General features: G+C 58.5%; 15 protein-coding genes and 1 pseudogene. 6 read left to right on the top strand and 10 right to left on the bottom strand.

Features of this window, described 5'->3' with window-relative positions; translation table 11 throughout:
• The first annotated feature begins 11 nt into the window (after positions 1-11).
• Together ACZ5A6_RS18905 and ACZ5A6_RS18900 are read left to right on the top strand one after the other, a co-directional pair.
• Positions 12-791 (top strand): SDR family NAD(P)-dependent oxidoreductase, encoded by a 780-nt coding sequence (locus ACZ5A6_RS18905; protein ID WP_111800455.1) that lies wholly within the window; start codon positions 12-14, stop codon positions 789-791.
• Positions 788-1,681 carry a PPC domain-containing DNA-binding protein gene (locus ACZ5A6_RS18900; protein ID WP_464111269.1) on the top strand — a complete coding sequence of 298 codons (894 nt, stop codon included), beginning with the start codon at positions 788-790 and terminating at the stop codon, positions 1,679-1,681. Before ACZ5A6_RS18905 ends, ACZ5A6_RS18900 begins: the two co-directional genes overlap by 4 nt.
• Positions 1,682-1,719: 38 nt before the next feature.
• Here ACZ5A6_RS18900 and ACZ5A6_RS18895 read toward each other — a convergent pair whose 3' ends face one another.
• Complete coding sequence (locus tag ACZ5A6_RS18895) at positions 1,720-2,127, bottom strand: PPC domain-containing DNA-binding protein (protein ID WP_003508265.1); 408 nt, start codon at positions 2,125-2,127, stop codon at positions 1,720-1,722.
• Complete coding sequence (locus tag ACZ5A6_RS18890) at positions 2,114-2,680, bottom strand: PPC domain-containing DNA-binding protein (protein WP_025596087.1); 567 nt, start codon at positions 2,678-2,680, stop codon at positions 2,114-2,116. Before ACZ5A6_RS18890 ends, ACZ5A6_RS18895 begins: the two co-directional genes overlap by 14 nt.
• Before the next feature lie 160 nt (positions 2,681-2,840).
• Between ACZ5A6_RS18890 and ACZ5A6_RS18885 the strand changes: the two genes are divergently transcribed.
• Complete coding sequence (locus ACZ5A6_RS18885) at positions 2,841-3,359, top strand: Lrp/AsnC family transcriptional regulator (RefSeq protein ID WP_112162011.1); 519 nt, start codon at positions 2,841-2,843, stop codon at positions 3,357-3,359.
• Positions 3,360-3,386: 27 nt separating this feature from the next.
• Here the strand turns inward: ACZ5A6_RS18885 and ACZ5A6_RS18880 are convergent.
• The 3 genes and pseudogenes from ACZ5A6_RS18880 to ACZ5A6_RS18870 form a co-directional block, all read right to left on the bottom strand.
• Positions 3,387-3,627, bottom strand: a pseudogene (locus tag ACZ5A6_RS18880) (hypothetical protein); the annotation flags it as partial.
• An 81-nt stretch (positions 3,628-3,708) separates the two neighbouring features.
• The gene (locus tag ACZ5A6_RS18875) at positions 3,709-4,008 is read right to left on the bottom strand and encodes a DUF982 domain-containing protein (protein WP_065660130.1); all 300 of its coding nucleotides are present in this window, start codon (positions 4,006-4,008) and stop codon (positions 3,709-3,711) included.
• Positions 4,009-4,081: 73 nt separating this feature from the next.
• A complete protein-coding gene (locus ACZ5A6_RS18870; protein ID WP_464111430.1) occupies positions 4,082-4,558 on the bottom strand; it encodes an Hsp20 family protein in 477 nt (158 codons plus the stop codon).
• Positions 4,559-5,247: 689 nt separating this feature from the next.
• Here ACZ5A6_RS18870 and ACZ5A6_RS18865 point away from each other — a divergent pair.
• From ACZ5A6_RS18865 to ACZ5A6_RS18855, 3 genes are read left to right on the top strand one after another with little or no spacing between them, the layout of a single operon-like run.
• Positions 5,248-6,450 carry a glycosyltransferase family 4 protein gene (locus ACZ5A6_RS18865; RefSeq protein WP_464111429.1) on the top strand — a complete coding sequence of 401 codons (1,203 nt, stop codon included), beginning with the start codon at positions 5,248-5,250 and terminating at the stop codon, positions 6,448-6,450.
• Entirely contained in the window at positions 6,447-7,730 is a 1,284-nt protein-coding gene (locus tag ACZ5A6_RS18860) for a glycosyltransferase family 4 protein (protein ID WP_464111268.1), read from the top strand. Before ACZ5A6_RS18865 ends, ACZ5A6_RS18860 begins: the two co-directional genes overlap by 4 nt.
• Positions 7,727-8,902, top strand: coding sequence for a glycosyltransferase (locus tag ACZ5A6_RS18855; RefSeq protein WP_173995174.1), 1,176 nt, complete (start codon positions 7,727-7,729; stop codon positions 8,900-8,902). Before ACZ5A6_RS18860 ends, ACZ5A6_RS18855 begins: the two co-directional genes overlap by 4 nt.
• Here ACZ5A6_RS18855 and ACZ5A6_RS18850 read toward each other — a convergent pair.
• From ACZ5A6_RS18850 to ACZ5A6_RS18830, 5 genes are all read right to left on the bottom strand, one after another.
• Positions 8,866-9,474 (bottom strand): LbetaH domain-containing protein, encoded by a 609-nt coding sequence (locus ACZ5A6_RS18850; RefSeq protein ID WP_065660126.1) that lies wholly within the window; start codon positions 9,472-9,474, stop codon positions 8,866-8,868. The genes ACZ5A6_RS18855 and ACZ5A6_RS18850 overlap by 37 nt on opposite strands.
• A gap of 3 nt (positions 9,475-9,477) precedes the next feature.
• On the bottom strand, positions 9,478-10,755 hold the full coding sequence (locus ACZ5A6_RS18845) for a hypothetical protein (protein ID WP_464111267.1): 1,278 nt from the start codon (positions 10,753-10,755) through the stop codon (positions 9,478-9,480).
• Entirely contained in the window at positions 10,752-11,384 is a 633-nt protein-coding gene (locus ACZ5A6_RS18840; protein ID WP_284183884.1) for a YdcF family protein, read from the bottom strand. Before ACZ5A6_RS18840 ends, ACZ5A6_RS18845 begins: the two co-directional genes overlap by 4 nt.
• 73 nt (positions 11,385-11,457) lie before the next feature.
• Positions 11,458-12,603 carry an MraY family glycosyltransferase gene (locus tag ACZ5A6_RS18835; protein WP_112402489.1) on the bottom strand — a complete coding sequence of 382 codons (1,146 nt, stop codon included), beginning with the start codon at positions 12,601-12,603 and terminating at the stop codon, positions 11,458-11,460.
• 254 nt (positions 12,604-12,857) lie between these two features.
• A complete protein-coding gene (locus tag ACZ5A6_RS18830; protein ID WP_236768950.1) occupies positions 12,858-14,117 on the bottom strand; it encodes a glycoside hydrolase family 140 protein in 1,260 nt (419 codons plus the stop codon).
• Between the last annotated feature and the right edge of the window lie 20 nt (positions 14,118-14,137).

The raw sequence follows: 14,137 nt of genomic DNA, 5'->3' as shown, positions 1-14,137 counted from the left end.
GAGGAGACGGTATGACACAAGAGAAAACAGGGACAAAAGGGGCCGTCGCGATCACCGGCGGTGCATCCGGCATCGGCTTTTCCACTGCGCAGCTCTTGATGGCGCGCGGCTGGCAGCCATGGTTGCTGGATCTCAAGCGCGAGGCGCTGGATATAGCCTGCGAAAAGCTCGGTATCGATCTCTCGCGCGGCATCGTCTGCAACGTTGCGGACGAGGCATCGATAGAGATGGCTTTCGCCGCCCTGACCGCGGGAGATTCCGATCATGCGGTAGATCTGGTCGCCGTCGTCAACAGCGCCGGCATCGGTATCGACAAACTGTCCGTCGACACAAGCGTCGAAGAATTTCGCCGCATCGTTGATGTCAATCTCGTCGGCAGCTTCGCGGTAGCGCGCACTGCCGCACGTTACTGGCTGGAGCGCGATATTGCCGGCTCGATCGTGAATATCAGCTCTGTTTCCGGCATGTGTGGAAATCGTGGCCGCAGCGCCTATGGCGCTTCGAAGGGCGGCGTCAATCTTCTGACGATGGTAATGGCAAACGAGCTGGGGCAATCGGGCATTCGTGTCAATGCAATTGCTCCCGGTCCGGTCGATACCCCCCTCACCCAGGCGGTTCATACTGAAAATGTTCGCGACCAATGGCATAGCCGCGTTCCGATGCATCGCTATGGCAGGACGGACGAGATAGCCTCTGCCGTGGCTTTCCTCGTGTCGGATGACGCAAGCTACATCAACGGACAGGTGCTCGCCGTGGATGGGGGCTTCATTACCGCGGGGCTTGCGGTATGACGGAGACAGGCACGCAAGAGCTTCCCCGCCACATCGTCCATCCCGGACCGATAACGCCTGAACGCTTTCGCGCCGTCGGCTGCCATGCCTATCCTGTTACTCTGACGGTCCGGCCCGGCGTAAGCGCCAACCAAGCGATTGCCGATGCCTTTGCGGAGTTGGGGTTCGAAGGTGGTTACGTCAGACTGAAGAACGTACCGATGAAACGGCTGCATTATGTCATGCCGGCGGCCGCACCGGATGACGCACATGCCGCATGGTATAGCGAAACCTTTTCCATGCCGGGTGGCACTATCATCGACGCCGGCCTGCATATGGGCCGGCGAGATAGTGTGCCGTTTCTGCATTGCCATGGTTCATGGAAGAGTGCCGACGGCGTTGTCTCCATGGGGCATCTGCTGCCTTTCGAGACCGAATTTGCTGTAGAAACAACGCTTGAAGCTCTGGCGCTAGATGGAGCGATCCTCGATGTGCAAAAGGATGAGGAGACCAACTTCCCCCTTTTTACACCCATCGCGCAGCAGCGCCGCCAGAAGGGTTCGGGTCTTCGGGCACTTTTATGCACAGTGCGCCCCAATACCGATATATGCACTGCACTCGAAGAGGTCTCTACCGAGTTTGGAATGCGAGAAGTCGAAGTCAATGGAATTGGCAGCCTGATCGGTGCGGATTATGAAGACGGAACAAGCCTCAACGCTTACGCGAGCGAAATCCTCATAAACAAGGGCCGTATCGGCCAGGCCGTTCCCGGAGGCCGCGAAGCAATGCTGGATATTGCGATGGTGGACCTCACCACACATATCAGCGGCGGGCGGCTGGTGCGCGGCAAGAACCCGGTCTGCGTTACTTTCGAGCTACTTCTGACCGAAAGACAGGGGCGCGCCGCATGAGTTGCGCTGAGCAACTCACCGGCCCGCCTGACGACAACTCACGCCGCCTGCGGCTTCTCCGCAGGCAACCACTCTTCCAGCGTCACTTCAAAAGTCATGCAAACCGGGTTAGCTCCGGCGATGAAGGGACCGCCATAAACCGAACCTTCGGTATCGGCGACGACACCGGTCAGCGAGGCGCGCAGCGAGCCGTCCGGCTGGGCACGCACTTCGCCGGCGATAGAGACGATTTCCACGGCGGGACCGCGTATTTGCAAGAACGCGCCGCTGCGGGTGCCGAGACAGGCATCGACCAGACTGCCCAGCGCGCCGCGCACAAAGGCATTTCTGAAGCCTTCGGCAAGACACAGCTTTTCGACACCGAGAACAAGGTCTTCATTGGGTGCGATGCGGGCATAGGCCACACGCCCCATGGATCCGATTTCGACAGTGTTATGCGTGTTCATCGGCGCGCTCCGTACGGTTCCTGGGTTGAAGAAGGGGAATGTTGGTTTCGGGGTCGAAGGACTGCTGCAGCACGAAACTGTCGAGTGACGTCACTAGGGCGGAAACGCCGCTCTCGCCAACAATACAGGATTCAGTCAGCAGATGGCCGCCCTTGACCACACCCGCCGCGGTGCGCATGGCGGCATGGCAATGAACAATCGGCTCGCCCTTCATGCTGCGCCCGAGCGTAGCATTGCCGAACACAAGCCAGGCCGCACCGGCGTCGATGGGTTTCGTATAGGCAATGACCGCTTTGCCGGAAGGGTCGGGCGGAGCGACGCAATAGGACAATATGTCGAAATAGCCGCCGAGAATGGTGAGCGAGGCATTCTCAATGCCGTTTTCGAAAAGCGGCTGCACGATTCCATCGTAAAGACTGCGGCCCGCCGCAATGAACAGCCGCACGTGGCGCGCGGATGGCGAGTGCAGGCTGTTGATGCGCACCGGCGAGGAAATGCCGGGGTGGATCAACGTTCTTGGCCGTGGAAAATGATGTTGTTCTACGGGTGCCACGCCTGCTCCTCCCTGCTGCCTGTACCTTGCAGTACGGTACTTAAAAATCAGCGGAAGGTGCTTTCGAATGCCAGCGTCAAACCGCCCGTCGGAAAACATTTCTTTCGCAGTCTGCCGCAGTGACGGCAGATTTTTGCAACGTATTGTGTGGAGACAAGGGATGACGAAACCGCTGGACAGAATTGACCGCAAGATATTGCGCACCCTGCTGGAGAACGGCAGGTTGAGCAATGCGGAGCTTTCGGAAAAGGTGGGGTTGTCGCCCAGTCCCTGCTGGCAGCGGGTCAAGCGGCTGGAAGACGAAGGGGTCATTCGCGGCTATACCGCCATTCTCGATCAGGCCAAGCTTGGACTGACCGAAACTGTTATCATCGAGGTGATGCTGGAGCGCCACGACGACGAGGTTCTGGAACGCTTCGGAGAGGCGATGGCCGCTCTTCCGGAGGTGCTGGAAGCCTATCTGACGACAGGCGAATATGATTATCTCATCAAGGTGGCGGTGGCAGGAACCGCAGGCTACGAGCAGTTTCTGCGCCGGAAGCTCTACAAGATCGAGGGTGTACGCCACTCCCGATCCTGTTTCGCACTTAAATGTCTCAAACACACATTATCAGTCGTACCCGATCCCGAACCTCCATTAATGGAAGCGACTGGCACCGGCCGCGCCCCGGCAAGATAGCGGCAGCGGATTGCGAATGGCGTGCCTGATCGTAGCGCCTCGACGCACGCCTTCCGCATAAAGATTGGCGTCATCTTCGGGAACATCCGAGTGGGTCATGGCTACCATCAGCCCACCACCAGTGCAGGCGGGACTGCGTCGCCCGCCTCCCCGACTGCCATAGCGGCAAGCCAGCCTGCTGTAACCACCGGTCACTCTCCCGGGATCGCCATCGATCCATCCCCGTCAGCAGATCGCAGGCACCACCAACAAGCCCTCCGCTGCCAGCCGCCCTCCTCTGCGTTGTAAAGAACGCAGAGCCCCCGCATAACGGACAACCCGCCGCTACACAATCATCATCCGGCCTATCTCAATTCACATGCGGATCTCTGTCGCGCGAAAGACGAGACGCGGCGATGGCACTATCTTCCGGTGCAAGTAGATCGTGTCTTTCGGCAAAGGCTACGAACAAGCCGCGGGCGGTCTCCGCTTCAATCTCGCCGCGCAACGCGGCAGCACATGCCTTAAGCGCAATGGAATGTGCGCTATCTCGGTTTGTTGCGGGCCACTCGGAAAGATGTCGGTAGGCCTCCAGCACGTTTCGAACCTCCGCTGGAAAGCCGAGACCGACAAGAATGAAAACAGGCTGTCTGAACATATCGGGTTTCATTGCTTTCTCCTTCCCATCCCAGATATTCGTGGGCGCCATCGCGACGGCGCCCCTGTTCATCCAACAATGTAAATCAAGCCGCCTTCTGTGCTTCGATCTGGCCCGGGGCAACTGTCGGCACCAGAACCGCATCGGTCTGGATGTCGATTTTCCGGGGCTTCAGGGCCTCCGGGATTTCGCGAATGAGATCGATCGAAAGGAGACCGTTTTTCAGTTCGGCGCCGCTCACTCTGACATGATCGGCGAGCTCGAACCTATGCTCGAACGGACGGGCCGCAATGCCGCGGTGCAAGTAACCCTCCGCGGGTGTCTCCTGCCTCTTGCCTGTCACAGTCAGGAGATTGGACTGGAAAGTGATGTCGATCTCGTCCCGTGTAAAACCAGCCACCGCAATAGAAATCTGATAGCTGTCTTCGGCCGTCCTGATAATGTCATAGGGCGGCCAGTCACTGATCGAGCGGGTGCGCTGGGCGTTTTCGAGAAGATTGAAGACCCGGTCGAATCCGATGCTCGATCGGTACAACGGTGCATAGTCGTAAGATGTTGCCATAACCATATCCTCCTTGAAGCAACATGGGTACCAAAGCGCCAAAAGCGGCGCTTCCAGCACGGCCAGTCCTGTCATCAGCGACTGGCGGCTGACGATTTGGTTTTTCGTGTTTTCAAAATCAAGAGGCGAAGCGAACGAAATTTGCTTTCGCACCCGCATTAAATATGGCTCAGGTACCGAGCGATCAAACGCCTCCAGCCACGCCGATATTCGGCCCGGGAAGCAGGGATTTCTGTCCGAGCCTGGCACAACCTGGAACCGCCATTGAGGCACCACTCTCCTTGGACATCGGCGGGTAACTCGGTCGGACCCGGTGTTACATCCATATCTAAAGACAGGACTTCGGTTCGAGGCCACAGAGCGTCGCGTGCGGCTGCGCCTCGGGACGGCGCGCAGTCACCTCGCGATCCACATTGGCCGTCCCTGCCATTGATTGGCCGGGGCATCATGGATTTCATAACCCATAAGGGCGTCATCTGCGTTTCAGCTACCAAAAGGATAGTACGGCGCCAACTTCGGAGTAATAGCCACTCCGTATCATGAGCCCACTAGTCCTTACGACCAGCTTGCCGCCTGTTTTCACCTCGCCAAGAATGCTCCTTCAGACCGGACATTTCGTGGGAGAAAAAAGCGTGAGGACGATCTTCCTGAATAGGTACGGTTTCCCCGACCAGTCGGCAACAAGCCGTATGATATCATCGCTCGCATTTTCAATGGCGCAGCGCGGAATGAATGTGACTGTCGTTGCAAGTCGCGAAATACACAATCATCCCGGAAGCGTGTTGCCCGCAACCGAAACGGTTCGGGGTGTACAGATCAAACGGCTCGCAAGCGGCCGCTTCGGCCGGCAAAGCCTCATGCGCCGTAGCGTTGATTATCTTCTTTTTCAGGTGCTGGCATTCGCCTGGCTTCTGCGCAACGTTCGGGCAACGGACACGGTCGTTGTCTGCACCGATCCTCCGCTCCTCTCCGTCATGAGCAGTATCGCGATCCGCCTCAAGGGCGCACTCATGGTGAACTGGATCATGGATCTTTTTCCGGAGACCGCAATCGAGCTTGGATTTTTCAGGAAACGTGCACGGTGGCTTGCGCCATGGCTGACTCAGGCACGCAACTGGTCTCTGCGATCCCCCGGCATGGTTGTCTGCCCTACCGACAAGATGGCGGAATTCCTCTTCACTCAAGGCCTTGCAAAGGATCGCGTCAGCGTCCTGCATCACTGGTCGGATGGGGAGGAAATCTATCCTGTCCTGCCCAAGGATAACAGCCTGCGGAAGGCGTGGGGACTGCAGGGTGTGTTTGTCGTCGGCTATTCAGGAAACTTCGGGCGGGCGCATGAGTTCGGCACTATGCTGGCAGCGGCGAAACGCCTCGAGCATCGGCAGGATATCCGGTTCCTTCTTATTGGCGGCGGGCACCAGCACGCGGCTGTGAAGACTGTCGTTCAGGATCTCGGCCTTCAGAACGTCATCTTCAAGCCGCTGCAGCCCGTGGAGAAACTTGCTGAAAGCCTGAGCGTTGCAGATGTGCATCTGGTCTCGCTGCTGCCGGAACTGGAACACTGCATCATTCCAAGCAAATTCTATGGAATCCTGGCGGCCGGGAGGCCGACGATCTTCGTCGGCGACCCTGATGGAGAGGTGCCGCGCGTTCTCAGAGCCAAAGGATGCGGCAGCACCGTCGAAATCGGAGAGACCGAAAAGCTCTCCGGCACCATCGAAAAGCTGTGCGACGACCCGGATACCACGACAGCAATGGGGGATGCGGCACGGCGGCTGCTGTGTGCCGACTATTCCCGAGAAAAGGCGGCAGATGCCTGGGCAGTGCTGATCGCCGGGCTGCAGACTGTCGAGCCTTCCAGGCCACCTATCGCTCAAGGTATCTCGTCATGAAAGACAAAGTCGTCGTCAGTCAGCTCGGCGCCCGCATGCATTATGCCGTACCGAGAATATTTGCATCCGCTGGCCGCCTTGCGCATTTTTACACTGATATATGCGCCACGAAAGGTTGGCCCCGGATCGTCAATTCGTTTCCGGCGACCCTTTATCCCGCACCTGTCAAACGGCTGGCCGGCCGGCTGCCCAAAGGCGTGCCGACCGCGCTGACGACGGTGTTTTCCAGCTTCGGCCTCCGTTCCGTGCTGCGCCACATGCGAACAAAAGACGTTGTGGAGGAAACCTCTCACGCGATCTGGGCCGGGTCGGTTTTCTCCGAAATGGTGGCCCGGCGCGGCTTCCATGGCGCAGCTGGGCTCTACGCCTTCAGTGGCGACGCACTCGAACAGATGCGGGCGGCAAAACAGCAGGGCCTTTGGACCGCAGTCGAGCAAATGATCGCTCCACGCGATGTCGTCGAAACGCTTCTGGACCAGGAAATGATGCGGTTTCCCAAATGGGCCGGCCCTGTGCGGGATAATCCGCATGCGCGTCTATTCGCCGATCGGGAGAAAGCGGAGTGGCGCCTTGCAGATGTCATCGTCTGCCCGTCGGAATTTGTCCGCAAGCACGTGGTCGCATGTGGTGGGCCGGAAGACCGGTGTGTCGTCGTTCCCTATGGGGTCAATGCCAGTGCTGCCATCGACAGACCGGCACGCATGCCGGGGCCAATCAGGGTCTTGACCGTAGGCGAAGTCGGGCTGCGCAAGGGATCGCCCTATGTTGTGGAAGCCGCCAGATTGATGGAGGGCGCCGCCCGCTTCCGGATGGCGGGCCGCGTTCGTGTGCCCGATGACGTCAAGCAGGAGATTTCGCAATGGGTCGAGCTGAGAGGGATCGTGCCGCGCTCGCAGATCGTCGAGGAGTTTCGGTGGGCGGATGTCTTCCTGCTGCCGTCGCTCTGCGAAGGCTCCGCGACTGCCGTCTATGAAGCACTGGCAGCGGGCCTGCCGGTTATAACGACCGAAAATACCGGCAGTGTCGTTCGCGATGGTATCGAAGGTTTCATCGTTCCCGTCTGCGATCCGGAAGCTATCGCAACTGCGGTGCGTGCGCTTGCCGACAATCCTGAGCTCAGGCGAAGCATGTCCACCAATGCACTCCTGCGCGCAGCCGAACATACCGTGGAGTCATATGGCGAGCGGCTTCTTGCCGCCTTGTCCGGGCCGAATCTGTCGGGGTCGGCGGGTCTTTGCATGGCCGATGACACGCGATACCTGGGGAACAAAGAGAAATGAAGATCATCCACGTCATCGCTTCGATTGATCCCAAATACGGCGGCTTGCAGGCCGTTGCCATGCGCCTTGCCGCTGCACAGGCCGGCCTCGGCGTAGATGTGAATATCGTCAGCTATGGCGACGCCGCCATTGAAGCGCAGGTCAAGGAAATTGGCCGTACCATACCGCATTTCGAGAATATCCACTGGCATCTCCTGCCGCCGGCCGGGAGGCTGGAGACATTGTTCTGCTTCAGGGGCCGGCGCATTCTGAAAGCCGTGCTGAAAGATGCCTCCTTCATGCATATTCACGGCGTGTGGGAGCCATTTCTGCTCTATGCTTCCAAGCTCGCCCGCGCCGCTGGCGTACCCTACTGCATTTGCCCGGCAGGCATGCTGGATCATTGGAGTCTCGGCCAGCGATCGTGGAAAAAGAAGATCGCCCTGATGCTGTGCTACCGCAAGATGCTGAACGAGGCTGCGTTCCTGCACCTGTTAAATGTCGATGAAATGGCAGCTGTCGAGCCGCTGAATTTCCAGGCACGAAATCTGATCATTCCGAACGGTGTTTTTGCCGAGGAATTCGATCCCCTGCCCGCCCGAGGACATTTCAAGCAGAAAATCGCCCTGGCGCACGGCAGGCGATACATTCTGTTCCTGTCACGCCTGCACATCAAAAAGGGTATCGACATCCTTGCCTCGGCCTTTTCGGCTATCTGTGACACCTACGTCGACGTTGATCTCGTCGTCGCAGGCCCGCCCGGTGGAGCAGAGGGCCACTTCATGCACCTGGTGAAAAAACTTAACATCCGGCACCGCGTCTTTATGGTCGGAGCGATCTACGGCGAAGCGAAGCTCGAAGCCATGGTCGATGCCGACTGTTTCTGCCTGCCAAGCCGACAGGAGGGTTTCAGCATGGCGATCACCGAAGCGCTTGCCTGCGGCACGCCTGTTGTTATCACCGACCAGTGTCACTTTCCCGAAGTCGGAGCTGCCGATGCCGGGGTTATCGTCTCGGTTGACGCGGCAGAAGTTGCCAAGGGCCTGGCAAGCGTGCTCAGCAATCCCGCCAAGGCGAGGACGATGGGCGAAAACGGCCGCCGACTCGTGCTGGAGAAATTCACCTGGCCGGCAATCGCCCATGCCACGCTTGAAGGTTATCGGCTGAGCGCGTTGGACGCGGCCGCTTCCTGACGACGCGAGCCGACTGGCCTTGCCGGATTGCCGACATAGATCGTCCAGGGCTCCAATGACTTCGCGGTGACGGCTCGCGCGCCAAGCACAGCCCCCTTGCCGACGACGACACCGGGACCGACGAAGGCTTCCGCCGCCACCCACGCGTCCTCCTCGATCACCACCGGCCGCGTCACGAGGGGAAACGCACTATCCTGAACGTCATGCGACCCGGTGCACAGATGGGCACGTTGCGAGACAGAGGCATATTGGCCGATGGTGATCATGTCGACGTTGTAGCAGATCACCCCAGGTCCGAGAGATGAATGACGCTCCATGACGAGGTGCCCCGGCCACCAAACGATCGCCTTGGAATGCACCATCGCCGTGGCATGCAGGCGCGCGCCGAAACTACGCAGGAGAAAATTGCGCCAGCGCCGCATCGGCGGCGGCGTCCAGGAGGCAAGAAGCCGCCAGACGATCATCCAGACCAGCCGTTTCAGCCGCAAATGCAGTGCAAAGGTCGGACCTCCGAAGCGCGGCAGAGGCGTCGTTGCATGCTGGAAGGCAGGATCGTCGTATCGTGAGCGCATGGCCTATCCTCCGGCTTGAGACGTCAAGGATCGTATCGCGTATCGACGCTGCTGCACGCGCGCGGGTATGACGGCAAATGCCAGCGCCGGCGCTGCAAACATCAGCATATGCACCCAGACCATGAGAACCCAGTCGGTTTGATGCGAGATGGCGTGCATGGACGGTATGATCGACAGCAGATAGGTGAATTGCGCAGCGAACTCGCCCGTGTTTGCGGTCACCCAGATCCGGCGCACCAGATAGGCGAGCAGGAAAAATTTGAACGCTCCCAGATACCAGAAGGATCCGAACGCATCCGCCATTCCGGTCTCGGTCGTGCCGAGGACAGGATTGTAGTCGCGCGATTGGACCGGCACCGGCAGCATGAAGGATTGCTTGACTTCCACGCCCACGAGTTGCGCGGGCACGAAGTTGAACACCAGCCTGTTCCAGTGGAACTTGCCGTAGTCGAATTGCAAGGTGTTTGCGGTGTTATCGATCCGCATGATCGCGTTGCGCATCTCGTCGCCGCCGTCCCGGAACACTCTCTCGAGATTGCCGATGAAATCTATCTTCTTGATGTCATCCCACACGGGAGCGTCGTTGGCCTTGGTGATGGCGCGGTAGTCGCCCATGCTGTTCATCGACAGTGTGCCGAGGAAAAGTGCCACGATCAAGAAGATGCGCGGGATCGCCCATCCCTTGTAAAACCACCATGCCAGCGCGAACATCATGATGAGTTCCACCGCTTCGGCGCGCTTTCCAGTTATCACGATGCGATCCAGGTAAAAGACGAGATCGAACGCAAGGACGGCCAGCGCCAGCCAGGAAAATCGCCGTGCAAGGCAAAGCACCGCAATGGCCAGACCATAGCTCAACAACCGCGAAAAGAAGATGTACATGACCGGAACTCCGGTCATCTGCACCGCAATGGTCAACTCTCCCGGCAAACGGCTAAGCTTGAAATAGAAGTAGGCGCCGGCGACCGAGAGAACGGCTGCGACGATCAGCAGACGTGTTTCATCGAAATCGATACGAAAGAATGCAAAGGGTTTTGCCGTTCTGCTCCACCCCCACCAGCACATGAACAGGCACAGCATCATAAAGATTGCTGTTCTTGCAAACGCGCCTTCCGGCAAGAATCGTTCAGACGCCAGTCCGGGAACCTGGGGCAAGATGAAACTGAACGTGATGACGCCCGTCAGAAACGGGAACTCGTAAATTCGCTCCCGACGCATCATTCCCCAACAGATGAGCAGGATAACACCACCAAAGAGGCAAAAAACCAGAAGCGTGTTCATGAGGCGAGCCTCGCCTGAACCGGAGGAAAATCCCGCACGAAACTGCTTCTGAGGTCGTAGAGGAGCGCTTTGGCGTATTCCTTGAACACCTGCACCCCGTCGCCGTTGATGGCAAGCCGCCACAGCGACACGGTTCGTTGCGCAGGAAGGGAAATCCACTGAATTTGAGGCATCACAAACCGGAAGCGCTTTACTGCGCGCCGTGAATGAAACCAGCTCGTGACCAGAATGGCGCTTTTTGCTCCCATTCCAGTCAGTATGGGCTGTGAGAATGTCGCGTTTCCCCAAGTGCTGAGCGAAAGACATTCCGTTGAGACGGTTGCGGAATCCACCCCCAATTGCACCAGCATGTCGCGGATGAAGTCGCAATCCCCATAACCAGTCACCAGAACGAGCGGCGCCCTTCCCTCGTGCCATAGTTTTGCGGCCTGGGCAGCTCGAGGTGGACCGTCACCGCCCAGAACAACGATGACGTCGGCTTGCGCAGGTGGGTCCTCCACGACAAGGAGCGACCCCGCTGAAACGAGGGCAAGTCCGTAGAGCCCGACTGCACTCAGCATCATCAAGCCCAGTAAAAACGCGTACCGTTTCAATGGCGGAGCATTTCTGATGTTCTGGGAAATGCGCAAACGCGAAAGCCGTCCTTTCGAAACCGGTGTCGAGGGAATTCGCGTTCCGGGCCACGGCGCTTTCATGATGCGATTACTCATCACTCGCCGATTGCATGGCTCTTGGCTCCGGTGCTGCGTTGGCGGAGACAGGCAGACGTGCCACCTCGCGGTAGAGATCAAAATTACCCCTGTGAAGCCAGGTTTTCGAGAGATAGCCCGTCGCGGTTAGAACGAAGGCCGTGTGGAGGGCAATCGGTACGAGAAGTCCGGCCGCCATCATTTCCGGCAGGATACCGGCTTTTATCCCGGCAAAACCGACGCCGCCGCAAATGAAGGAAATGACGACCAACGTGTTCGTTGCCGCCGCCGGCGTGAAACCATAGTCCAGCAGCAGATGATGAAAATGCCAGCGATCGGCCGACATTGGACTGCGACCGTTCATGATACGGCGAACAATCAGACTGAGCGTATCGGTGATCGGCAGGATCACGATCCAGAGCAATGCCGGAAAGGATACGGCAGCGCTTGTGGTCGCCAGCAGGACGATAACATAGGCAATCGTCGCACCCAGTGCGGTACTGCCCGCATCGCCGAGGAATATGCTCGCCCGTGCGCGCCATGGACCGCGCATGTTGAAGACCAGAAAAGCGCAGAGGCATACGCAGAGTGCCTGAAGCGGCGGGATGACGTCGCCGATACCTGCGAAGATCGCCACGATCATCAGCCAGATCAACGCGACACCCGCAGTGCCGCCAGCAAGCCCGTCCACACCATCGAGCATGTTCCACGAATTCACCAGCCCGGTCACGAAGAGAACTCCGATGACGAAAAACAGCGGCAGGAACAGATCCGAATGCTGCGTGAACAGCACGCCGATGGAGAGAGAGCCGATATCGGCGCCGCCTACGAGAGCGATCGCCATTGCCAGTTGCATGAGAAGTCGTCCTGCCGCGGGCAGCGGCCGGCGATCATCGACGACGCCCATCAGCAGGATGACCGCCAGTCCGAGCCAGAAGTTCATGCCGAGAGCCTCGCTCCACCCACCAACGAAGGCGGAAACGGCGAAAGCGGCAAAGATTGCGATGCCACCGCAAAGCGGAACGGCTCCCGTGTGGCGTTTGCGGATTGAATCGGGGCGATCCACAAGCTGAAACACAATGGTCAGGCGCCTGAGAACGACGATGAGGGATACGCACAGAATGAAAGTAGCGATGGTATTGAAGAGTATCCCCGACATGTCTTATCCCCACGCTGAACCTTGGCGGCGCATTTGCGACGAAGCTCGCCTCCTGACGATCCTAAAAAACACCGGCCCTGAGGGGTATGCGGGCAAAAGGCGTGTGAAATCCACCAAAGGGAGAGGGTGTCGAAATTAACGCCTACCCTGCCTACCCCCGAACCGGATCGACCATCGAAAGAGCTAGGTTTGGGACCTTGACGGCAAGCGACCACAAATGAACGACTCGGCAGCCAGCGGCATCTTATGAGTGATCATTCCTGTGTGGAGAGAACGGCAATCCAGTCCTGAAAGCCGAAAGCATTCGCCAATGCCGGCACCGTCACGTTGCGAAGGCCGCTACGGCCAAGACGCTCGATCGGTTCGATGTAAATTCCATTCGAGGGATCGTACCAGCGAAGGGTTTTCTCGCCTGCCGCCAAACTGTCGAGATCGATCGCAACGGAAGGAGTGTCGAGATAGATCACGGCGAAAGACCCTTCCCTGTCGCGCGCCGCGAATGCACCCGCATCGCTTTTCAGCAAGCTGCCCTGATCGGGCACGAGCTTCCACCATGCCAGTTGTCTGAAAAGCGAGGCCAGATGGGTGATGCTTTGAGCACCACGGCTGTTCAGCGAACCCTGCCAGCTGTCCTTCGCTTCATAAAGCCCGGCGGCGGAAAAATGCCAGACCGGATTGTTGCCGAAGAGCTGACCGCTCGCTCCTGAAAGCAGCGCACCATAGGCAATAAGACGAACCTGACGCTCCTTCACATCGTTCTCGCCTTCATATGCGCCTTCGATGAGGAAGAAAGGGCGTCTTGGTCCAGATCGGTAACGATCCAGCACCGTCACCGCGACATTGCTGTAAGTATAAACTGAATCGATATCGAGCCAGGAAGCGTCCCGCCAAAAATCGCTCGTCACGGTATCGGGATTGCCATGCACGGTCTGCAACGCCGAAGGATCAGTTTCAGCGATCCCCATTGCTACAGCCATGACCAGATTGCGATCTGGCGGATCGTAATCCCCGCCCTGCACCCAGATGATGTTGGGGTACTTCGCAAAACGCTGCCCGACATAGCGTCCATAAGCCCGAAGCTTTTCTGGCCCGGCCGCGACCATTTCCTGATACCATCCCTCGGGGCCGCCGCGTGCGCCGCTATACGCCGGGCAGAGAAGCACCAGCAAATTGCGACTGGCGGCTGCCTTTATGACGGCTTCCGCCCTGTCGAAATAGGTCTGGTTCGGTTGCTCAAAGGCATCGCCTGCGAAAGGTTTCTCGTCGTAGAAGTTCGCCGGCGCCTTGCGGGAGAACTGATGCTCGATCAACGAGACAAGCACGGTGTTGAAGCCCTGCCGCTTTCGCGTTTCCAGATAAAATTCCGCATCGGGAATGGAGGTATCGCCAATGAGCGACCACGCACTGTCGCCGACAATCAGGAACGGCAGACCCTTGCTGTCTTCAAGATAACGCCCGTCCTGCGACGTCTGCAGCGGAAAAACGGGATCCTGTGCGTTGCAGGTCGAAAACATGCATAGCCAAAAAAAGAAGA

This window comes from Agrobacterium sp. 6Ca8 (genome assembly GCF_055382765.1).
This window is presented reverse-complemented; position numbering and strand designations above follow the sequence as displayed.